A 20,424-nucleotide genomic window follows, 5' to 3' on the forward strand; every position below is an offset into this window, starting at 1 on the left:
CGCGACGCGGGCCGCGCGCGGGTCAGCGGCCCGCCGCGCGGTCCTCGCGGATGTTGGACACCACGCGGTTGACCTTCTCGCGCACCGCGGCCGTCTCGGTCAGGAACGCCCAGTAGTCCGGGTGCGCGCCCTCCAGGCCCGCCAGCGCGCGGTCCAGCCGGGCGACGGCCTCGTCCAGCGGGCGGGCGTGCCGCGGCTCGGGCTGGCTGCGGCCCTGCATCGCCAGCCGCTGGGCGTCCCGGATCGCGAAGCGGGTGCGCTCCACCTCGGCCTTCGGGTCCTTGCTGACCTCGTTGAGCCGCTGGAGGCGCTCCCGCGCGGCGCCCACCGCGCCGTCCACGTCGTCCATGAGCGCGCGGACCGTCGCGAGCTTCGCGGTGGCCTGCGACCACGCCTGCGCGTCCCGCGCCTTGCGGGCCTCGGCGAGCGTCGCCTCCGCCTGCCGTACGGCCTGCGCGGCCTGCTCCGGCACGGGCTGGAGGTCCTGCCAGCAGGCGAGCGAGAAGCGCCGCCGCAGCTCGCTGAGGACCGGCGCCACGCCCTCCGCGCGGGTGCCGAGCGCCTGCACCCGGGTGCGCAGCGACACCAGGCGCTTGTCGATCTCCCGGGCCTGCTCCGGCAGCCGCTCGGCCTCGGCCCGCACCGCCTCGGCCTTGAGCCGGATGTCGTTCGCGCGCCGCACGGTGTCCTGGACGCCGTGCTTGGCGGCCCCTTCGTTGAGCTTGGTCAGCTCAGGGGCGAGCGCGGCGAGCCGGGCCGCGAGGTCGTCCGCGGCGAGCCCGGCGGCCCGTACCGCGTCCAGCGCGTTGCTGGCGGCCAGCAGCGTCTGCCTGGCCTGCTCGCGGGCCGGGGCCAGCCGGGCCAGCTGCGTCTCGGCCCGGTCCAGCAGCGGGGCCGTCTGCGACTGGTAGCGGTCCAGCTCCTTGCGGACGTTCTCCAGGTCGTCCCTGGCACGGTTCAGCTCGGCGATCGCCCGGTTCGCGGCGCCGTGGTCCAGGTCGTCCCGGTCCAGGTCATGGGCGTCGACGGTACGGATGTAGGCCGCGCTGACCTCGTCGATGCGGTTCTTGAGCGCCTCGAAACCGGACAGCGCCCGGCGGGCCTCGGCGGACTGCTCGACCGCCGAGATCGTCTCGACGGAGATCTCCAGCTCCCGCTGCGCGGTGTCCAGCTCGTAGAAGGCCTGCGCGGCGGCGTCCTTCGCGGCCTGAGCCTCGGCGCGCGTGTTGTCGCCGCGCCGCCACCACGAACGTGCCGTCGTCACGTTACGTCTCTCTCCCCGGATCGCCGCCCCACACCGTCGCGTCCCATCCTCCCACCCACCCGCCCCGAACACACGGCCCGGTCCACCCGCACCCCACCCCCCCCCGTACGCGCCCCCGTATGCCCTTGCCCCCCGCCCCCCACGGCAAGGTAACCTGTGACGTCGCATTCTGCGGGGCGTGTAGCTCAGTGGTAGAGCGCCGCCCTTACAAGGCGGATGTCGGCGGTTCGAAACCGTCCACGCCCACATCGGGAACCCGGTTCGGGGGCCCCTCCGCCGTTCCGGCGGGGGCGGGGTCTCATCCTCGGCCGGTGAGCCGGGAGTAGGCTTCCTGGGCCAGGGGGTCGGCCAGCTCGTCCAGGATCGCGGCTGCGGCGGCCCAGTCCGCGCAAGCCGCTTCCGGCCCGTTCGCGGCGAGCCGGGCGTCCCCGAGGCGGATGAGGGTTTCTGCCTCGTGGTAGCGGTCGGCGGACTCGCGGAAGAGCTGGATGGCCTCTTCGAAGCAGCGGATGGACTCGTTGCTCCTGCCGAGCCGGTCGTACGCGAAGCCGAGGCTGTCGAGGGTCGCGGCCAGACCGTTGCGGTCACCGCTGAGGCGCTGCTGGGCCATGGCCTGCGTGCAGCGTTCGACGGCCTTCTCGTAGCGGCCGGCAGCGGCGTGCACCCAGCCGATGGCGTTGAGGGTCCTGGCCTCGCCGCTGCTGCCGCCCGCGCGTTCGTGCAGCAGCAGCGCGTCCTCGCCGTACTCGACCGCCTTGTCCAGCCGCCCCTGCATGAAGCAGACCTCGACCATGTTGTGCAGGGTCTGCGCCTCGCCCGCCGCGTCGTCGAGCTTCTGGTAGAGCATCCTCGCGTCGCCGAACAGCACTTCCGCCTCGTCGAGCTCGTCGAGCCGGGTACAGGCGCGTGCCAGCAGCCGCAGGGAGGTGGCCGTGCCCAGGCAGTCACCGGAGCGGCGCGCGGCGTCGAGAGCGGCGCGCTGCAGATCCTGCTGGCGCTGCCACAGCCCCTGCGGCGCGAGGAACGTCGTCAGCGCCCAGGCCAGTTGCCACGCGTACTGCTCGAAGCCGGAGGATGCCGCCGCGTGGATCACCCGGGTCAGGACCTCCTGCTCGCTCCCGAACCACTGGGCCGCGGCCGACGCGTCCGCGGGCGGCCGACGTGTCGGCGCGGACAGGGGCGTCGCGGGGGCGAAGGTGAGCCACTGCGGCTGGAGCAGGACGGCCGCGGGATACGCCTGGTGCAGGTAGTGGTCCAGGAGGCGGTGCAGGGCCGCCCGCCGGACGTCCGCCGTCAGCCGGCGGGTGCCCAGCTCGGCGGCGTACGCGCGCAGCAGGTCGTGGAACGCGTACCGACCGGGGCGGTGTTCGGTCAGCAGGTGCAGGCGGGTCAGCTCGCCCAAGGCAGGCACGACGTCCACCTCGGCGGTGGCGGCGAGCGCGGCGGCGGCCGCGGCGGTGATGTCCTGTCCGGGGTGCAGGCCGAGCATCAGGAACAGGTCGGCGGCGGGGGCGCTGAGCGCCAGGTAGGACCAGGAGAAGATCTGGCGGACCTCCCCGTCGTCGAGCGCGTCCAGCGGTCCGGATTTCGCGAGGAGTTCCTTGGCGAAGACGCGCAGCGGGAATCCGGGATGGGAGGAGATGCGGGCGCCGACTATCGCCAGGGCGAGCGGCAGCCTGCCGGTGGCGGACACGATCGTGTCCACCACGTCCGGCTCGGCGGCCAGGCGGTCCGCCCCCGCGTGGGAGGCGAGGACGCCGTAGGCGTCGTGCGTGGGCATCACGTCGAGGACCATCTGCCGCGCCCCCTCCCGCAGCGTCAGGCCGATGAGCCGGCGCCGGCTGGTGATCACCGCCAGGGAGTCTCCCGAGCCCGGCAGGAGGGGGCGCACCTGCTCGGCGTCGCGGGCGTTGTCGAGCACGACGAGCATCCGGCGGGTGGAGAGCAGGCTCCGGTAGAGGCCGGACCTGCCTTCCCCGTCGAGCGGCACACGCGCCCGGGGGACGCCGAGCGCCTCCAGGAACGAGCGCAGAACCTCTGACGGGGACACCGCGTGGCCGGGATCGTAGCCGCGCAGGTCGGCGTAGAGGTGACCGTCGGGGAACCGGTCGGCCACCCCGTGCCCCCAGTGCAGGACGAGGGAGGTCTTTCCCACGCCCGCCATGCCGGAGATGACGCACACCGGCAGCCGGTCGACGGAGGTCCCGCCTCCGTCGATGAGGTTGTCCAGGAGTGCGCTCTCGCGTTTCCGCCCGCGGAAGTCGGGCAGTTGGCGCGGCAGCTGGTGCGGCACCGTCATGTCGGCCGGTTCGTGGACCGCCGTGATGTCGGGCTGCTCCTGCGGACGTACCGCGCCGGATTCCGCCGGAGGTGTGACCGCCGCCTCCACGGCAGCCCTCCCCGGCACATCCAGATGCGGCCGGTGGTGCAGGATGTCGTCGTGCATGGCGACCATGTGGGGGTTCGGGTCGAGGCCCAGTTCCTGCCGCATCGCGTGCTGGGCCCGCTGGAAGGCGTCGAGCGCGCCGGCCACGTCACCGAGGCGGTAGAGGCCCAACATCATCTGGGCCCAGGCGCGTTGGCGCAGCGGGTGCCGGTCCAGCAGCGGTCGCAGCCGCCGCACCACGTCGGCGGGCGCGCCCAGCGTCAACTGGACGGCTGCGTAGTCCTCCTCGACGGCCAGGACCATCTCCGTGAGCGGCGCCGCTTGCCGGAGCAGCGTCGGGGTGAGCGGCAGGTCGCTCAGCGGCTGCGGGCCACGGGGGATGTCCAGGGCCTGCCGGAACTGCGCCCGGGCCGCATCGAGGTTGCCGACCGCCAGGGCGTCGCGTCCGCTTCCCGCCACGGCCGAGAACCGGTCGCTGTCCCGTTCCAGCGGGCCCAGGGACAGGAGGTAGCCGCCGGGGAGGAGGCGCAACCGGTTCTCCCCCTGCGGATCCAGCAGCTGCCGTAATCCCCTGACATACGTGCGCAGGTTCGCATAGGCGGAGGGCGGCGGGCAGTCGTCCCAGACCGCCTCCACCAGCGCGCTCTGCGGGACGATCTCGTTGCCCCGCAGCAGGAGCGCCGCGAGCAGCAGGCGGGATTTCGTCGGCCCGAGCGGCACCGGTCGACCGTCGCGGACGACCGCCAGTGGTCCAAGGAGATCGAGGCGCACCCGGTACCTCCGGACGGACGTCGCCGGTCAGTTCCTGTCCGGACCCGGCGGCGAAGAGGTAGATCCTGCGTGGGAATTTAGCAGATCGTACCGCCGGGACAGTCGTCCGTCTCCGAGCGCCCGCGGGCCGGACTCCGTACGAAGCGGGCGGCGGGGGCGGGGCGGTTCACCGGGGCGATGTGCGGGCCGTGTACACGCCGTGTACGCCCCTCCCACCGGTGCCTCGTATCTTCTCCGCTCGTAGGCCCGAGCCCGAGCGGGCGGCTGTGGACATCCTGACCCGCGAACCGGCCCGGGACCAGAACCCTTGCAACGGAGATCGTCGAAAGTCGAGCACGGACAGTCCGTTTCCCGAACGCAGCAAGAAGGCGGATCATGAAAGATTTGGACACCGGCGTACTGGAGACCTTGAGCGACCGGGAGCGCGAGGTGCTGGTCGAACTGGCGAGCGGCAGCACCTACGCTGCCATCGCACGGCGCATGCAGCTGAGTCCGCACACCGTCGACTCGTATCTCCGTCGCATCCGCGCGAAGACCGGTGCGCACAACCGTGTGCAACTCGTCATCTACGCTTTGTTCTTGACGTCCCAGGAGTCGGCTGCCCGCAGCTGACCGGGGCGCCGCCCGGCCGCTCCACGGGTCCGCGCGTCTCAGCCGCCGGCGAGCGCCGTCGCCAGCCGTCGGCGTGCCTCGTCCTCCAGCTCCCCGAGCCGCCTCAGCTCGGGGAGCAGGCCCGTGTGGGGCCGGACGCCTTGCTGGACCCGAAGTGCGTTGTAGCGCATCGCCCGTGTCACGCCCGCCCACGAGGGAACCAGTTCCCCGGACACCCAGGCCCCGACCCCGTCCAGACCGCCGGCCACCCCCAGGCGCTGCGCGTGGTGCAGCGCCGCGGCGAACGCCTGCCGGTTGCGGTACGCCACCCAGAGGTCGGTGCCGCACCGGTAGGTGTCGGGCTCGCCGAGGCCGGCACTCATCGCGTCGGCGAGCTCGTCGAAGGCCGCGCGGCCGACCGTCCAACCCCGGCTCGCGACCGACGGATCCGTGATCGCCCCGGCGCTGCTCCGTTCCAGTACGGCCCGGCCGAACCCGACGCCGGACGCGTCCCGGACGGTGGCGGACGCGCATTCCCACCACTGCCAGGGGCGGGCGGCCGACCAGGCCGGCCGGACGCGCGGGTCGCCGAGCGCCCACCGCTCCCGGCTCAGTGCTTCGGCGCCCACCGGGAGCGGGGACCACGCCAGCCGCCCCACCTCCGCGGCCGCGACGGTTCCCTGGAACCCGGGGTGGTCGCCGTGCTCGTCGAGCCAGGTGAAGCGGTCGTCCACGGCGACCTGACCGGTGCTCCCGGCCGACGGCCGGACGACGAACCAGTGCGGTGCGGGAAGGGCGCTGCCGCGGTCGATCCAGGGCAGGGTCCCGGTGGATCCGGTGACCAGCGCGATGCCCCGGCGCTCCGCCTCCGCGCGGATGCTCTCGGCCGCCGATTCGGGGTCTGCGGCACCGCGACGGCGCATGTCGAGCCGGTAGAAGTCCGCGTCACCGCTCAGCGGGGTGTGGTGGTGCAGGAATTCGAGCAGTTCGCCGTCGCGGCGCAGACCGAGGAACAGCTGGCCGCCGACCGCGAGGTTCTGGTCGACGCCGTAGGCCGCGAGGCAGGCTGCGAACGCGGCGCTGTAACAGGACAGCAGGTCGCCGCGGACGCCGTCGGCCGCCGCCGTCCCGGTCGTGGTCGAGTCGTCCGTCGTCCGTGTCATGTGTCACTCCCGATGTCGTCCGTCGTTCGGGCCGGCGCCGTCAGGCCGGCAGGGCCGCGTCGTCAGCCGCTTCCAGGGCGTGGCCGATGTGGTCGAACTCCGCGACAGCCGCCGGCAGATCGAGGATCAACGTGCGCACACCGAGCCGCGCGTACGAGGCGAGACCGCGCCCCACCTCCTCGTAGGACCCGACCAGCTTCGGGGCGTCGCCGCCGACCCGGTCCGCGCCGTACCACAGGCATTCGTCCTGCACCTCGCCGTCGGCGGCGGCCGCGATGTTCGCCGTGTGCTGGCTCGACGTGACATGACGGTTGAACGCCCGGGAGGCGAGCCGGTCGCGACGGCTGCCCGTGTACTGCGCGCGGGCTGCGTCCCAGGCCGCCGCGGCGGTCGGTCGGGCGACGATGCCGAGGACCATCGCCAGTCCGGCGGTCAGGCCCGCCGCGGCCAGTCGGGCGTGCTCCTCGGCGAGTGCCGCACGCGACTTCCCCATGACCAGGGCCCGGTCGAGCAACGGCAGGACCTGCGCGATGCCGGGCGCCCGGCTCCCGGGGGACAGCACGCGGGGGGCGGTGGCGGGATCCGGCGTCGGGTCCAACGCCGGTGCGTCGATGCGGTAGTGCGACCCCTCGTGGGGCCGTGCTGCCAGTACGGCGTGGACCGCCCGGATGAAGTCGGCGTTCCGGGCGTGTCCGCCGTCCTGACCCGGTGCCGCTCCGAGCGCCGCCAGGTCGCGCTCCTTGGCGCCCGCGACGACGTTGAGGTTGACGCGTCGGCCGTAGACATGGGCCAGACCGGCGGTCGACCGGGCCGCGATCGCAGGGTGGGTGAACGCCGGATTCACGGCGACGACCGGTTCCAGCGTGGTCGTGGCCGACAGGATCAGCTGGGCGGTGATCCACGGGTCGAGCGACTGCCAGAAGTCGAACACGAGCATTCCCGTGGCGCCCAGCCGTTCCGCTGCCCCGCAGTGCGCGGCGAGCCGGGCGGTGTAGGCGGAGGAGGCACCGGCATCGTCCCGTGCCCCGAAAACGTCCGTGTGGTGCGGGCAGATGGCGAAGATCTCCACGCTGCACGGCCTCCCTTCGTGGTCAGAGCATGGTCGCCAGGCCGCCGGCACGCAGGGACTGCGCCCCGGCGTCCAACAGCGCGAGCTTGCCGCTGGCGCGGACCAGCCGGTGGTTGCCGTACATCAGGGTGGCCGAGCGCAGGTCCCTGAATATCCGTTCGAGCACCAGGTCCGGCCCGCGCCGGTAGCCCAGACCCAGACCCCCGACCTCCACCAGTTCGTCGACGGCCCGGAACGTCTGCTCGCTCGCGACCACCTTCACGTTGTTGACGAGGATGTGGAACGCGGGGTGGTCCAGTTCGCGGCCCGAACGCGCCTCGAACTCCCGGAGCCCCGCGAGGACGACGGCCTCCACCGTGTCGACGCGCAGGCGGGCGCGGGCCACCCGGTCGAGCACGTCGTCGTCGCGGCGGATGCTTCCCGCACCGTCGGCGCGCAGCCTCCGCAGGACGTGGCGCAGCGCCGCTCGCGCTGCCCCGAGCCACGCCGCGGACCAGCCGAGATGGCCCAGCGGGACCATCGTGCGTGCCCCGATCCGGGCGAATCCGCCAGGGGGATCGATGAGGTTCTCCGGCGGGACGCACACGTCCACGGTGAGGGAGACGTTCGACGCGCCGCGCATCCCCAGCATGTCCACCGGCCCGCGCGGGGTCACCTGGACCGCGTCGCGGGGTGCGTGGACCAGCACCACGTCGTCCGGCACGCTGTCCTCCGCGCGGCGCATCGTGATGAGGTAGGCGTCGGCGTGCAGGCCGCCCGACACGACGGGCGCCTCCCGCGAGAAGCGCAGCGTCCCGGCCGTCCGGCCGAGCGCGGCGCGTGCTGTCATGAGATGGCCGCCCTTGCCGGGCTCGGTGGTGATCGACGCGAGGAAGTGCTGGTCGCGGGCCACGGCTCGCAGGACGTCGCCGCGCAACGGTTCGTCCGCGTAGCGGTCGAGGATCGCCACCTGCTGGCAGTGCATCACCCACAGCACCGCGAGCCCGGGGCAGTGCGCTCCGATCCGCTCCGCGATCGCCAGCATCACGGCGACGCCTTCGCCGCCGCCGCCCAGGGAGGCGGGGACGAGGCAGCCCATCAGGCCGTGTTCCCGCAGCAGGCCCAGTCCCACCCCTTCGGGGTCGCCGGTCGCGTCGATGTCCGCAGCCGCGGCGTCCAGCGCCTTGCCGAGCCCGTCGAGGTCGAAAGCGCCGGTCATCGCGGTTCCGCCACCGGGCTCGCGCTCACCACGGCCCAGATCGTCCGGGCACTTTCGAACACCTCGTCGGTGAAGGCGTCGTCCGGAAAGACGATCCCGAGCGTGTCCTCGAGATCGATGACCAGGTCCACCGCGCGCATCGAGTTCAGGCCCAGCGCACGCAGGTTGACGTCGGGCGGGATGTCCTCCGGACGGTCGACGGCCGCGAGGTGGCGGACGAGGACGGCGCGGAAGGTGTCACTGATCTGGTCCATGGCTGGGTTCCTTGCGAGCGGCGGACAGTGCGGGCAGGAGGGGGGAGCCGGGTCGGGCAGGGGGAGCCGGATCCGGCACGGCGACCGCCGGGGGATCGGCCGGCGGCCGCCGTGCCGACCGCGGAACGGCCTCGGTGTAGCCGAGGCTCAGCCGGAGCGCGGAGACGACCCGGTCGCCGTCCACCGCCACTTCGACAGGTGCCTCGCGGCTCAGGAACCCGAGGAGGCTCGCGGTCAGGCCGTAGGCGCCCACGTTCGGCACCACGAGCAGATCCCCCGGGCCGACGTGGGCCGGCGCGGCTCTGGGATTGAGCACGTCCAAAGGCGTGCACAGCGGGCCGGCCAGCACGGCGGTGTCGCCCGGTGCGGCTACCGGCCCCGGACCGGGGTCGGGGGACAGCGCCTCGGCCATGAGCGGTGGCACGCGCCGCAGGCCCTGCATGCCGCCGAGCACGTTGATGCCCCCGTCCGCCACGACGTAGCGCGTTCCGTGACTGGACTTGACGTCCTGCACACCCACCACCAGGGACCCTGCGGTGCCCACCAGATACCGTCCGGATTCGAAGGCGACGACGGGATCGCCGAGCCCGCCGGCGGCCAGCCGGTCGGAGACGAGGCCGTCCAGGAGGGACGCGAGTCCGGTCAGTTCCGGACGGCTGCCGTTGCGGGCGAAAGGGCTCCCGAACCCGCCGCCCAGGTCGATCAGTCGCACGTCGCCGCCGAGTGCCCGGTGCGCTTCGCCGACCGCGTCGAGCCCGAGCTCGAACCAGCCGGCGAGCTGCGTCTCCTCCGTGCTGTTGGTGCCGATGTAGACGTGGTAACCCACCAGGTCCACGCCGTCCGCGCGGAAGCGTTCCGGCTCGGCGCGGACCCATGCCACGTCCGCGCCGAACGGGCTGTGCGTGCCGCCCATCGCCAGCCCTGCGTTCCCCGGGTACCGCCGGGGGTTCAGACGGAGGATCGCCTGTGCCCTGATGCCCAGCGGTCGGGCGCGGGCGCCGAGGCGGCCCAGGTCGGTCGGCGAGTCGACCGAGAAGCGCCGGACGCCCGCCGCCAGCGCGTGGTCGATCTCCGCGTCGGTCTTGGCGGGGCCGGTGTAGAGGCACGACCGCGGGGCGGCGCCGGCGGACAGCGCGACGTCGAGCTCACGCGACGAGGACACCTCCGGGTCCGCCCCCGCGCGGACCAGCTCCCGCACGATGTGCGGATGGGGATTGGCTTTGAGCGAGTAGAGCAGCCGGCTTGCCCGGGGCAGGCATCGCCGCAGGTCGGCATGTGCGCGGCGGACCTCGGCGAGGTCGTACACGTACACCGGAGTGCCGTGTTCGGCGGCGATCCGTGCGAGGCGCCCGGTGTCGCCCGTCATACCGGTCCCCGTTCCGAAGTCAGCGCCCGTACGGCCTCGGCGTCGGCCTTGCCGTTGCGGTTGAGCGGAATGCTCCGGGTGACCACGATGAGGTCGGGCACTTTGAACCACTCCAGGTAGTCGTGCAGCCGGGTGCGCACCTCGGCGGCCGACAGGTCGGTCACCACGGCGAGCACCGCGGGTGAGCCCGCCCGTTCGGGAACGCAGTGCGCCTGGCTGACACCGGGCACCGCCTCGGCGGCGAGCGCGACCTCGACGGCCGAGGTGCGGTAGCCGTTGGACTTGTAGATGTCGTCGTCACGACCGGCGAAGTACAGGTATCCCGCATCGTCGAGCCGGCAGCGGTCGCCGGTGTGGAGGACGCGCTCGCCCATCGGCCCCCGCGGTCGGAAGCGCGGCGCGGTCAGCTCCGGAGCCCGCCAGTAGCCCTGCGTCACGTGCGGGCCGCGGACGACGAGTTCCCCGACCTGCCCCGGCTCCAGGGCTCTGCCGTCGGCGTCGACGACGATGCACTCCGTGTCGTCGAGAGCCCGGCCGACGGACCCGGGCCGGGCATCGATCTCCTCCGGCAGCAGGATGGAGATGCGCTTGCACTCGGTCAGGCCGAACATCAGGTACACCTGCAGATCCGGGTACGCCGCCCGGAGCCGCCCGCGGAGCTCGTCGGACATCGCCGCACCGGTGTTGGTCAGCACGCGCAGACCCGGTAGCGGCTCGGTGCTGCGGCGGGACAGGCGGTCCAGAACGTGCGACACCCCCGGGACGGCGGGGAGGACCGTGACCGCGTTGTCCCGGAGGAAGGACAGCAGCCCCGGGCCGGCGGCCGCGCCGCGCCCCCAGACGAGCGTCGCCCCGGACAGGAGACCGAGCAGGATCTGGTACGCGCCGTAGTCGAAGGTGATCGGCAGCACGCAGCCGATGACGTCGTCCTCCCGCAACCGCAGCCGCCGGGCGATGGCGATCGCGGTGAACACCATGTTGGCGTGTGTGGCGACCACTCCTTTGGGGCGGCCGGTGGATCCGGACGTGTACAGGATGCTCACCCCGTCGTACGACACGGGGCGCGGCGCCGCGGGCGCGCCGGGGTCGGGACGGCCGAAGCAGTCGGGCGCGTGGAGGGGGATCCCCGACTCCTGGGCGCACCGCCGCGGGTGGCTCGCTTCGCCGGCGACGACGCACCGCGGCTCGGAGTCGTCGAGCAGGTGCTGAGCGGCGTAGGCGGGTGTCGCCTGGTCGACGAGCACATAGACGGCGCCGATCCGCGCCGCGCCGAACATGAACGCGATGGTGTCGAGGAAGTCCTCGACGACGATCACCACCCGGTCGCCGCGCCGCACGCCGAGGCCGTGCAGCGTGGCCGCGGCGACGACCGAGGCGGTCCTGAGTTCGGCGACCGTGCACCGGCGCGGACCGTGGACCACGGCGGTGCGGTCCGCGGACCGCTCCGCGGCCCAGTCGAGCAGATCGCCGAGCAGCACGACCTCGCGGCCCGGCTCGTCGCGTACCGTCATGGCGTCTCCTCCGTCGAGGACGCGGCGACCAGGCCGCGGGCGATGGTGCTCGGGGTGGCGAAGACGTCCGGGGTCATCAGGGCGTCGTCCAGGGCCCCGCCGATCCGGTCCTCCAGTTCCGCGACCAGCTCGGCGAGCGCGAGCGAGTCGAAACCCGGCACCGCGAACAGGTCGGTGCCGGCGTCCAGCGCGGGCTCCGCACCGAGCACGTGGCGCAGCGCGCCCAGCACGAGCGTGAGCGTGCTGTCCCGCGCCGGGCCGTTCACCGGACACCACCGAGTTCGGCCCGGGCGATCTTGCCCGTGGAGGTCGTCGGCAGCTCCCGGTGGAACGTCACGAGGGCCGGCACCATGTACGACGGCAGGTGTTTCCCGACCCACCGGCGGACCGCGTCCGCGGTCAGCTCCGCACCGTGCGCGGCCACGACGTGCGCGGCCATGACGGTGCCCGCGCCGGAGTCCTCGACAGGCACCACCGCGGCCTGCCGGATCTGGTCGTGGGCGGCCAGTACGGCCTCGACGTCGCCGACCTCGACCCGGAAGCCGCGGGTCTTGACCAGACCGTCGCGTCGCCCGAGGAAGTGGACGACCCCCTCGGCGTCGATCCGGGCGAAGTCGCCGGTCCGGTAGTAGACCCGGTCCACCCCGTCGACACGGGTGGTCACCCGGGTGCTCGCGGTACGCCGGGGGTCGTTCAGATACCCCGGTGAGACGGAGGGGCCGCTCACGATCAGTTCGCCTTCCGCCGAGCGGGCGTACGACCCGCCCGCGGCGTCGAGCACCCGGACGTCGGTGCCGGGCACGGCCCGCCCGATCGGGACGCGACCGGCGGCCAGCGCCGTCGTGTCGACACCGTGCCAGGTCACGACATTGGTCTCCACCGGGCCGTAGAGGTTGCCGACGAAGGCGTCCGGCCGGAGTCCGGCCGTCAGGGTCCGCAGTTGCGGCACGGGGTACTCCTCGCCGGCGTAGAGCAGCTGCCGCAGATCCGGCAGCCCCTCGCGGGCGAAGCCGGAGCGCCGCACGAGGGCGTTCAGCGCCGACGGCACCATGTAGGCCGCGGTGATCCCGCGCTCGCGGAGCAGGGTGTACACGGCCGAGGGGAACATCGCCGTGCGCTCGTCGACCACGTGGAGGCAGGCGCCCGCGGAGAGCGCGACGAACACGTCGTACACCGGCAGGTCGAAGTGCAGCGGCGCGTGCTGGGCGACCTGGTCGCCGGGGCCGAGGGGGAACGCCCGCGAGGCCCAGTCCACGAAGTAGCCCGCGTTCGCGGTGCTGATCATCACCCCCTTGGGGCTTCCCGTGGAACCGGAGGTGTAGAGGACGTACGCGAGGTCGTCCGCGGCCGTACCGCGCGCGGTACGGCGGGCGACCGCGAGCTGTGACGTCAGATACCGGGCCGTCGCGTCGTCGCCGCCCCGGACCAGGCTTCCGAACGTGGCGAAGCGCTCCCCGGGCCAGTCCGCCGTCCTCCGCGTCGGCACGACGAGGAGGACGGGATCCGCGTCGGCGAGGATCTGCCGCCGCCGGGGGAGCGGCGCCCCCGCGTCGATCGGCAGATAGGGGACCCGCGCCAGCAGACACGCGAGCATCAGGACGACGGCCTGCGGCCCCTTGGGAAGGCTGAAGGCGACGAGCCCGCCGTCGCAGCCGGCGGCGCGCAGGGCCGCGGCGCACCGCTCGACCATGGCCGCGGTCTCGCCGTACGTGACGACGGTGTCGCCGTGCACGATGGCCGGGGCGTGCGGCTGCCCGGCCGCGACCTCCAGGAACGCGCCGACGAATCCGAGGCCCGGGTTCGCTCTCATCGATCCCGCGCCAGCCATGCGACGAGCTCGGCGGCCGAGGCCCGCTCGGCCGCCGCCGCGGCGGCCACCAGATCGCCGACGGCGCCGAGGGTCGCCCTGCGCCCGGCACGGACGCGGCGCAGCGCGAGGTAGGCGAAGCGGTTGACCTCGCTCCACGCGGCCACGACCTGGCCGCGGTACGTGTCGGGGAAGCCGTTCGGCAGCGGCTCGCCGGGCAGCCGCACCAAGGTGTCGAGCCACACGGCGAACAGCCGTCGGCGGCGTTCGATCGTCCAGCACGATTCGCAGAAGCGCTGGAAGGCGACCTCGCCGACGTCCGCCCCGCGGCACTCCTCGACGAACCACGCGTACGGATCGGAGCCGGTCCAGTCCGCGAGGGCGCCGGCGGTCGCGCGCAGCGGGGCGAGGGGGTCGGCCGGCCCGGATGATCCGGTCGGCAGCAGGGTTGCCAGGCGGGAGCCGGGCGCGCGTTCGATCGCATCGACCACCGTGGCGGTGGCGACCGTGTCGAGCGGTTCGGCCCGGCCCCACTCCGTGCGGTTGTCGTAGGCGTCGACGACGAGCAGTCCGTCCGGCGCCGTGCCGGTGACGGCGAAACTGTGCTCGATGTGCCGGACCCCGTAGTAGGGGCACCAGGGCAGCACGAAGCCGTCCGTCACCACGAGCGGCAGCCGTCCCGCCGCGAGTTCGCGGTCGCACTGGCTCCGCAGCCCCTTCGGTGCCACGGGGCGGTCGAGCGGCCGCAGTCCCGTCCGGTGTTCGAGCAGGTCCGCCTCGGGCATCGGATCGAGGAGCGGGGGGCCACCGGGAACCGCCGGCGGACCGAACCACCACTGGGCTCCCAGGACGGGCAGCACGTCCTGGACCCCATGGGCGACGAGTGCGAGTGCGAGCGTCGCCTGCCAGCAGTCGAGCATCCTGGTGTCCAGGCCGGCGGCGGAGAGCGTGCCGGCCGACACGGTTATGGCACTGGGCATGTTCTCCCCTCAGCCCGTGTCCCGGACACCCGCGCACAGCGCGGCCAGCAGGTCCGGCGGGGCGTCGATGAACTGGTGGTGCACACCGGGAAGGACCACGAAGTCGGTGTCGCCGCACGCGGCCCAGCCGGACATCTCCTCCGGCCGGACCTCGGTGTCGTCCGTCCAGCCGATCGCGGTGATGGGGCAGGACAGCGTCGGCGGATCCGGGACGCTGTAGCGCAGGCTCACGTCGATGTCGGCCCGCAGGACGTCGATGTAGATCGACACCAGCTCGGGGTGCGGCTCGTGCCCCATCGCCCGCACCGTCTTCTTCAGCTCTCCGGCGAGCTCCGCCTCGGACATCGAGATCATGCGGCCGGTCAGCTTCTCCTGGGGGCCCGGCTGCGACGACACGAAGAGGCGCCCGGGCATCGGCAGGCCCGCGCGGTCGAGGTGGACGGCGACCTCGTACGCGGCCAGCGCCGACCAGCAGTGGCCGAAGAACGCGAACGGAAGGTCCAGGTAGGGTTCGATCCCGGCGACGAGGGCCCGCGCGAGTTCCTCGAACGTCGACGGCATCCGCTCCCCGAACCGGGTCAGGCGGCCGGGGAGTTCCACCGCCAGGAACTCGACGCCGTCCCGGCGCTCCGGCCACTTCTCGAAGACCGAGCCGCCGCACCCCGCGTGCGGTATGCAGAACACCCGTCCCGCCACGGTCGGGGACGGGGAGCGCTGAAGCCAGGCGGTCGGCTGCGGGCCGCTCACCGCGTTCCCGGCACGGTCGCACGGGCCGTCCCGCGCACCCTGAGATCCATCGGTCGAACTCCTCATGTCGGCGGGTGCTCCGGCAGCGCATCCGGCGCTCTCGCTGCCCGTGATCCCGGATCGACCCTAGACGCGGCGGCGCCCGCGGTGGCGTCAGGTAAACCGGCGACGCCGCCCGCCGGCCGCCACGGTGCGCGGCCGGAGACTGACCGGTACGGTCCGGTAGCCGCGCAGGAAATTGGACTCCATCCGCTGCGGGACTCCGCTCAGTTCGGCGTCGCCGACCTCCTCGGCGAGGGCGCGGACCAGCGACCGGATCTCCAGCCGCGCCAGGTAGGCGGCGATGCAGTGGTGCGCCCCGTGGCCGAAGGCGAGATGGGCGCGGCGGTGTCCGGACGCACGCAGCGTCTCCGGTTCGTCGAACGCGTCCGCGTCGCGGTTCCCCGACCGGAGCCACAGGGTGACGAGTTCGCCGCGCCGCATCCGCACGCCGCCGATCTCCAGGTCGCCCAGCAGCGTCCGCATCAGATGGTTGACCGGCGCCTCGAAACGCAGCAGTTCTTCCGTCGCCACGTCGAGGTCCGCGGTGCCGGAGCGGAGTTCCGACCAGAACGCGCGATGCCCGATCAGCGTCATCGGGAGCGATGTCAGGATGAAGCGCGCGGAGGCGTTGCCGCCGAGGATGATGTCGTGGCAGTTCATGATCGCCACATCACGCGGGAACGGCCGCCCGGCCAACTGGGCCCGGGCCAGGAGCGTCGCCACGTCGTCACCCGGGACACGGCGCTTCTCGGCGATCAGGTGGGCACAGTATTCGAGGAGTTCCACGTGGGCCGCGATCTGGTCGGTCGAGGTGCTGTATCCCGATCCGCTGAACGCGGTGTTCGTCAGGGCGGCGACGTGCTGCCGGTCGCTTGCCGGCACCCCGACCAGGTCGCAGGCCACCTCGGTGAGCAGCGGCACGGCCACCGTCGCGACGAAGTCGCACGGGCCCTGCGCGGCGGCCTCGGCCACCAGCCGTCGGGCCAGCGCCGCTGTTCCGTCCGCGAGCCGCCTGATCGTCCGCGGGGTGAACGCCGATTCGAGGGCCTTGCGCATCCCGGCGTGCGCCGGATCGTCGCTCACCAGCATCGACCTGCCGCCGGCGACCTCGCCGGCCCGTCCGTCCGTCGCCTTCTCGCCCAGCCGCATGCCTTTCTGTGAGGAGAGCAGGTCGCCGTGCTGAAGGACCTCGCGGATCTGTCCGTAGCGGGTGACCGCCCAGTGCTCGCGCGTGCCGGCCATGCGCACCGGGGTCCCGGCGGCCCGCAAGGTGCGCCAGATCCGTTCCGGGCGCTCGCCCGCGTAGAGCCTCTCGTCGGCCAGGTCGACGCGCAGGACGTCGGCCAGCACGTCGTCGGGGTCCGCCGCAGCCGCCGCCGTCACGTCGCCCCGCCCCCGTCCGCGATCCGACCCGCGATCAGCCCGGCGAACTCGCGGGCCGACAAGGCGGACAGCAGGTCCTTGGCCGAGAGCTCCAGGCCGAAGGCCTCCCCGCAGGCCTCGATGACCGAGAAGGCCAGCAGGGAGTGCCCGCCGAGGGCGAAGAACCCCTCGGTGACACTGACCGATCGCCGCCCCAGCACGTCGGCGTAGACGGCAGCCACCTTCGCCTCGATCGCGTTGCGCGGCTCGACCACGGGTGCGGTCCCGGCCGCCTGGCGCAGCAGCCCGAGCAGCGCGCCGACGTCGGTCTTCTCGTTGACGAACACCGGGATCCGCTCCACCGCCAGGACCGTCGGCGGCACCATGTGCGCGGGGAGCAGCCGTCCGGCGTGGGCGACCAGATCCCGCACCGTGATCGAGTGCCCCTCCGCCGGCGCCACGAAGGCGGCGATCTCGCCGTCATGGCCGGGGACCAGGGTGACGACGCATCGGGCGACGTCCTCGTGCTCGGCGAAGACGGCCTCGATCTCGGCGAGTTCGACGCGCATCCCGCGGATCTTGACCTGCCGGCCGATGCGCCCGAGGTGCTCCAGGACGCCGTCGGCGCGATACCGGCAGAGGTCGCCGGTGCGGTACATACGGCCGCCGGGCAGGCCGTTCGGGTCGGCGAGGAACCGCTCGGCCGTCAGACCCGGCCGGCGGTGGTAGCTCTGGGCGATGCCGACCTCGCCGCCGACGAACAGCTCGCCGGGCACGCCGATCGGCACCGGCTCCAGCCGCTCGTCGAGCAGGTAGACCCGGCGGTGCGTCGGCGGGAGACCGATCACCACCGGCGCGTCCGGTTCGGCCGGCAGCACCGTCTCGGCCACGCAGCCGAGTTCGGTCGGGCCGCAGCAGTTGACGAGGGCGGCGCCGAACCGCTCGTGGAAGCCGTCGCGGACCCGGGGCGTCACCGGCTCGCCCCCGCAGAACACCCACCGCAGCGAGGGGCAGCTGCCCGGCTTCGTCCGGTCGTAGAACGGCTGCATCATCGACGGAACCATGAACATGGCCGTCACCTGGTACTGGTCCACGAGATCGCGGAGCCGTGCCGGGTCCCGGTGCGCCCCCGGCGGGCAGATCGCGATCCGGCTGCCGTGGTAGAGCGGCCAGAAGATCTCCCAGATCGACACGTCGAAGCCGTACGACGTCTTGAGGATCGCCGTGTCACCCGGCCGGTAGGGGTAGTTGCGCTGCAGCCAGAAGATGTCCGCGAGCGCGCCGTCGACCGGATAGGCGACCGCCTTGGGCCGCCCGGTGGTCCCCGAGGTGTACAGCATGTGGATGAGGTGGTTGCCGGGCTCGTCGGGAAGGTCGCGGGCCGATTGGCCCGCCCACTGGAGGAAGTCCTCGTCGACCGCGAGCACGAGCCACGGCCCGGCGGGCACGCGGTGCCGGGTGCGCCCGTCCACGAGGACGGCGACCGGCTCGGAGTCGTCGAGCATGAACGCCGTCCGGGCGTCCGGCAGGTCCGGGTCGATCGGTACGTAGGCCGCGCCGCTCTTCGCCACCGCGAACAGGGCCACCATGAGGTCCAGGCTGCGCTCCATGCTCACCGCGACGAACGCGCCCGGCCGTGCCCCGGCCGCGCGCAGGGCCCGGGCCAGCCGGTTGGCCCGCGCGTTGAGCTGCGCGTACGTCAGGCTGCCCGTGTCGCCGATCAGCGCGACGGCGTCCGGGGTGCGGCGGACCTGCTCCTCGAACGGCTGGGCCATCGTCGTGTAGCCGATCGCGGGCCGCTCGTAGGGGTGGAGCCCGTGCAGGATCCGCTCGCGTTCGTCCGGGGGAAGCACCGACAGCGCGAAGACCGGTACGTCCGGTGCCTCGGCCACCTGGCCCAGAAGGTGCCGCAGCATCGCCGCCAGCCGGACGGCGGTCGATTCGAGGAACAGGTCGGCCCGGCACTCGATCCACCCGGCCGGCTCGCCGTCCTCCTCGTGGAGCACCGTGCCGAGATCGGCGAGGGCGCAGGGGGCTCGGTCGAGGTGGGGGCCGGCCGCTCCGTAGTGGAACGACACCTGGAACGGCGACGGCGTCCCGGCCGCGCACGGCCCGGCCGGCGTTCGGCCGACCGGACCGGTCGCCTCCCGCACCGCCTGCCGCGACCGGCGGACGGCTTCGCGGAACGTGGGTGCGCCGTCGAGCACGACGCGCAGCGGCTCCCGGCCCCCGGTGCCTCCGGGCGGGACCGCCCCCACCACGATGTCGCGTTGCCCGGTCAGGTGCGCCAGGAAGACCTGGTAGCCGGCGAGCGCGACCACGAACGGCGTCGTGTGCTCGGCACGCGCCAGGTCCGCGAGCAGCGCGGCTGTTCCCGGGCCGAGTCGCAGCGGCGCCGTGTGCACGGCCGGGCCGGGGGTGCCGGACCCCCGGGGGAGGTCGGTGGGCAGGTCGAGCGCGGGCGGGTCGCCGGGTCGGCGCCTCCAGTCGTCCGCATCGTCCTCGACGGGGGCCTCTGCGTTCCACACATTGGTCATGGTGTCGTCTCTGCGCTCACGGAGGGTGTGGGTGTGGGTACGGGCGGGGGATCGTCAGGCACGAGGGGCTCCTGTTCCGTCGCGTCCGGGATTTCCGTCTCCAGACGGCGCAGACGCGGGTGGCTGTAGGCGGCGGCCGCGACGGCGACGACGAGGACGCCCATGACCGTCAGCAGCAGCGCGACGCCGCGGCCCGGGCCGTGGCCGACGAGCGCGGCCACCGTGGGCGAGCGGACCCGGTCGCGGCCCACCAGCGGCTGGAAGACGTGGTCGACGGCCACGCCGGCCACGGCGTAGGAGAGCAGCTGGGGCGCGGAGGAGACCATGTTCAGCAGCGCCATGACGCGCCCGAGCATCCGCGGCTCCACCTTGCTCTGCCAGATGGTCTGGTTGCAGCCCACGACGACGGCCAGAGAGCCGAGGAGGACGAACGCGCTCGCGGCGATCAGCGGGACGTTCGGCCGCAGGGATCCGATGACGGTCGCCGCCCCGATCACGAACGAGAACCCCAGGACGCCGTCGATCCGGCGGCGCGGTCCGCCCCACGCGCTCATCGCCAGGCTCGCGGCGACCATCCCGGTCCCGCCGACGGTCATCACCGCACCCAGCGCGTCGGACGACGCGAAGGCGAGGACGAGCGGGGTGATCAGCAGGTCGACGAATCCGGCGCAGAAGTTGAAGGCGCCCAGGAAGACCATCAGGGCCAGGAGGCCGGGCCGGTCGGCGACGTACCGCCACGCCCGGCGGAAGTCGGCCAGCAGGGACGACGCCCCGCGGGCGGGCGGCGGCCCGCCCTCGGCGTGCGGGATCCGGACCACCGCGAGGGAGATCAGAGCCGCGCCGTAGGACACGAAGTCCATCAGGAGGATGCCGCCGATGCCGATGGCGAGCAGCAGCGCTCCGGCCGCGACCGGCGCCAGCACCTGGCTGGTGGCCGTGGCCGCCATCCGCATCCCGTTGGCCCTTCCCAGCTGCTCCTTCGGTACCAGCAGGGGCACCGATGTCTGGAAGGCGGGGGATTCCAGCCCGCCGATCGCCGAGAGGCAGACGACGGCGACGAAGATGTGCCAGGTGGCGAAGGTGTGGGTGATCAGCAGGACCGCGAGGGCGAGCATGACCGCGGCCGAGCAGAGGTTGCCGACCGTCAGCGACCGCCGGGCCCCCCACCGGTCCACGAGCGGACCGGTGAACGGGGAGACCAGGATCATCGGGAGGGAGGACAGCGCGTAGATCAGCGCGAGCACGGTGACCGAGCCGGACCGGTGGTAGGCGTAGACGCCCAGCGCGAACGAGGACAGCGCCGTTCCGGCCACGGAGACGAACTGCCCGGCCCACAGGACCGCGAACGTGCGGAGCCCGGCTTCGGACGCTGCCAT

Annotated in this window: 16 protein-coding genes and 1 tRNA gene; 2 read left to right on the forward strand and 15 right to left on the reverse strand. The window is 73.3% G+C overall.

Annotation, left to right across the window (positions count from 1 at the left end):
* Nucleotides 1–22 precede the first annotated feature (22 nt).
* A complete protein-coding gene (locus ACH4SL_RS11405) occupies nt 23–1,264 on the reverse strand; it encodes a hypothetical protein (RefSeq protein ID WP_398443777.1) in 1,242 nt (413 codons plus the stop codon).
* A gap of 174 nt (nt 1,265–1,438) precedes the next feature.
* Here ACH4SL_RS11405 and ACH4SL_RS11410 point away from each other — a divergent pair.
* A tRNA-Val gene (locus tag ACH4SL_RS11410) sits at nt 1,439–1,510 on the forward strand.
* Between the two features lie 52 nt (nt 1,511–1,562).
* On the opposite strand, the gene ACH4SL_RS11415 is transcribed toward ACH4SL_RS11410, so the two are convergent.
* Complete coding sequence (locus ACH4SL_RS11415; RefSeq protein ID WP_398443780.1) at nt 1,563–4,370, reverse strand: AfsR/SARP family transcriptional regulator; 2,808 nt, start codon at nt 4,368–4,370, stop codon at nt 1,563–1,565.
* Nucleotides 4,371–4,796: 426 nt separating this feature from the next.
* On the opposite strand from ACH4SL_RS11415, the gene ACH4SL_RS11420 reads away from it, so the two are divergent.
* Nucleotides 4,797–5,033 (forward strand): response regulator transcription factor, encoded by a 237-nt coding sequence (locus ACH4SL_RS11420; protein WP_398443782.1) that lies wholly within the window; start codon nt 4,797–4,799, stop codon nt 5,031–5,033.
* 38 nt (nt 5,034–5,071) lie between these two features.
* Here the strand turns inward: ACH4SL_RS11420 and ACH4SL_RS11425 are convergent, their stop codons facing one another.
* From ACH4SL_RS11425 to ACH4SL_RS11485, 13 genes are all read right to left on the reverse strand, one after another.
* Nucleotides 5,072–6,175, reverse strand: a complete 1,104-nt coding sequence (locus ACH4SL_RS11425) for a hypothetical protein (protein WP_398443785.1) — start codon at nt 6,173–6,175, stop codon at nt 5,072–5,074.
* Between the two features lie 40 nt (nt 6,176–6,215).
* Nucleotides 6,216–7,244, reverse strand: a complete 1,029-nt coding sequence (locus ACH4SL_RS11430) for an LLM class flavin-dependent oxidoreductase (protein WP_398443787.1) — start codon at nt 7,242–7,244, stop codon at nt 6,216–6,218.
* Between the two features lie 22 nt (nt 7,245–7,266).
* A complete protein-coding gene (locus ACH4SL_RS11435) occupies nt 7,267–8,442 on the reverse strand; it encodes an acyl-CoA dehydrogenase family protein (protein WP_398443789.1) in 1,176 nt (391 codons plus the stop codon).
* The gene (locus ACH4SL_RS11440; protein ID WP_398443791.1) at nt 8,439–8,696 is read right to left on the reverse strand and encodes an acyl carrier protein; all 258 of its coding nucleotides are present in this window, start codon (nt 8,694–8,696) and stop codon (nt 8,439–8,441) included. Before ACH4SL_RS11440 ends, ACH4SL_RS11435 begins: the two co-directional genes overlap by 4 nt.
* Nucleotides 8,680–10,062 (reverse strand): type III PLP-dependent enzyme, encoded by a 1,383-nt coding sequence (locus ACH4SL_RS11445; protein ID WP_398443793.1) that lies wholly within the window; start codon nt 10,060–10,062, stop codon nt 8,680–8,682. Before ACH4SL_RS11445 ends, ACH4SL_RS11440 begins: the two co-directional genes overlap by 17 nt.
* The gene (locus ACH4SL_RS11450; RefSeq protein ID WP_398443795.1) at nt 10,059–11,573 is read right to left on the reverse strand and encodes a class I adenylate-forming enzyme family protein; all 1,515 of its coding nucleotides are present in this window, start codon (nt 11,571–11,573) and stop codon (nt 10,059–10,061) included. Before ACH4SL_RS11450 ends, ACH4SL_RS11445 begins: the two co-directional genes overlap by 4 nt.
* Complete coding sequence (locus ACH4SL_RS11455; protein WP_398443797.1) at nt 11,570–11,839, reverse strand: acyl carrier protein; 270 nt, start codon at nt 11,837–11,839, stop codon at nt 11,570–11,572. The genes ACH4SL_RS11450 and ACH4SL_RS11455 overlap by 4 nt, the downstream gene beginning before the upstream one ends.
* Entirely contained in the window at nt 11,836–13,383 is a 1,548-nt protein-coding gene (locus ACH4SL_RS11460) for an amino acid adenylation domain-containing protein (protein ID WP_398443799.1), read from the reverse strand. Before ACH4SL_RS11460 ends, ACH4SL_RS11455 begins: the two co-directional genes overlap by 4 nt.
* On the reverse strand, nt 13,380–14,360 hold the full coding sequence (locus ACH4SL_RS11465; protein ID WP_398443802.1) for a hypothetical protein: 981 nt from the start codon (nt 14,358–14,360) through the stop codon (nt 13,380–13,382). The genes ACH4SL_RS11460 and ACH4SL_RS11465 overlap by 4 nt, the downstream gene beginning before the upstream one ends.
* Before the next feature lie 9 nt (nt 14,361–14,369).
* Nucleotides 14,370–15,107, reverse strand: coding sequence for a thioesterase II family protein (locus tag ACH4SL_RS11470; protein ID WP_398443804.1), 738 nt, complete (start codon nt 15,105–15,107; stop codon nt 14,370–14,372).
* A 153-nt stretch (nt 15,108–15,260) separates the two neighbouring features.
* A complete protein-coding gene (locus tag ACH4SL_RS11475; protein WP_398443807.1) occupies nt 15,261–16,532 on the reverse strand; it encodes a cytochrome P450 in 1,272 nt (423 codons plus the stop codon).
* On the reverse strand, nt 16,529–19,048 hold the full coding sequence (locus ACH4SL_RS11480; RefSeq protein WP_398443809.1) for an amino acid adenylation domain-containing protein: 2,520 nt from the start codon (nt 19,046–19,048) through the stop codon (nt 16,529–16,531). Before ACH4SL_RS11480 ends, ACH4SL_RS11475 begins: the two co-directional genes overlap by 4 nt.
* Complete coding sequence (locus ACH4SL_RS11485) at nt 19,045–20,424, reverse strand: MFS transporter (protein WP_398443811.1); 1,380 nt, start codon at nt 20,422–20,424, stop codon at nt 19,045–19,047. The genes ACH4SL_RS11480 and ACH4SL_RS11485 overlap by 4 nt, the downstream gene beginning before the upstream one ends.

The sequence above is a fragment of the Streptomyces sp. NPDC021020 genome, assembly GCF_044333285.1.
Taxonomy (GTDB): domain Bacteria; phylum Actinomycetota; class Actinomycetes; order Streptomycetales; family Streptomycetaceae; genus Actinacidiphila.

What these genes read in the sequence shown, in the direction of transcription:
- ACH4SL_RS11420 (WP_398443782.1), top strand. Translation starts at nt 4,797, where the DNA reads ATGAAAGATTTGGACACCGGCGTACTGGAGACCTTGAGCGACCGGGAG.
- ACH4SL_RS11425 (WP_398443785.1), bottom strand. Translation starts at nt 6,175, where the DNA reads ATGACACGGACGACGGACGACTCGACCACGACCGGGACGGCGGCGGCC.
- ACH4SL_RS11435 (WP_398443789.1), bottom strand. Translation starts at nt 8,442, where the DNA reads ATGACCGGCGCTTTCGACCTCGACGGGCTCGGCAAGGCGCTGGACGCC.
- ACH4SL_RS11440 (WP_398443791.1), bottom strand. Translation starts at nt 8,696, where the DNA reads ATGGACCAGATCAGTGACACCTTCCGCGCCGTCCTCGTCCGCCACCTC.
- ACH4SL_RS11445 (WP_398443793.1), bottom strand. Translation starts at nt 10,062, where the DNA reads ATGACGGGCGACACCGGGCGCCTCGCACGGATCGCCGCCGAACACGGC.
- ACH4SL_RS11450 (WP_398443795.1), bottom strand. Translation starts at nt 11,573, where the DNA reads ATGACGGTACGCGACGAGCCGGGCCGCGAGGTCGTGCTGCTCGGCGAT.
- ACH4SL_RS11460 (WP_398443799.1), bottom strand. Translation starts at nt 13,383, where the DNA reads ATGAGAGCGAACCCGGGCCTCGGATTCGTCGGCGCGTTCCTGGAGGTC.
- ACH4SL_RS11465 (WP_398443802.1), bottom strand. Translation starts at nt 14,360, where the DNA reads ATGCCCAGTGCCATAACCGTGTCGGCCGGCACGCTCTCCGCCGCCGGC.
- ACH4SL_RS11480 (WP_398443809.1), bottom strand. Translation starts at nt 19,048, where the DNA reads ATGACCAATGTGTGGAACGCAGAGGCCCCCGTCGAGGACGATGCGGAC.
- ACH4SL_RS11485 (WP_398443811.1), bottom strand. Translation starts at nt 20,424, where the DNA reads ATGGCAGCGTCCGAAGCCGGGCTCCGCACGTTCGCGGTCCTGTGGGCC.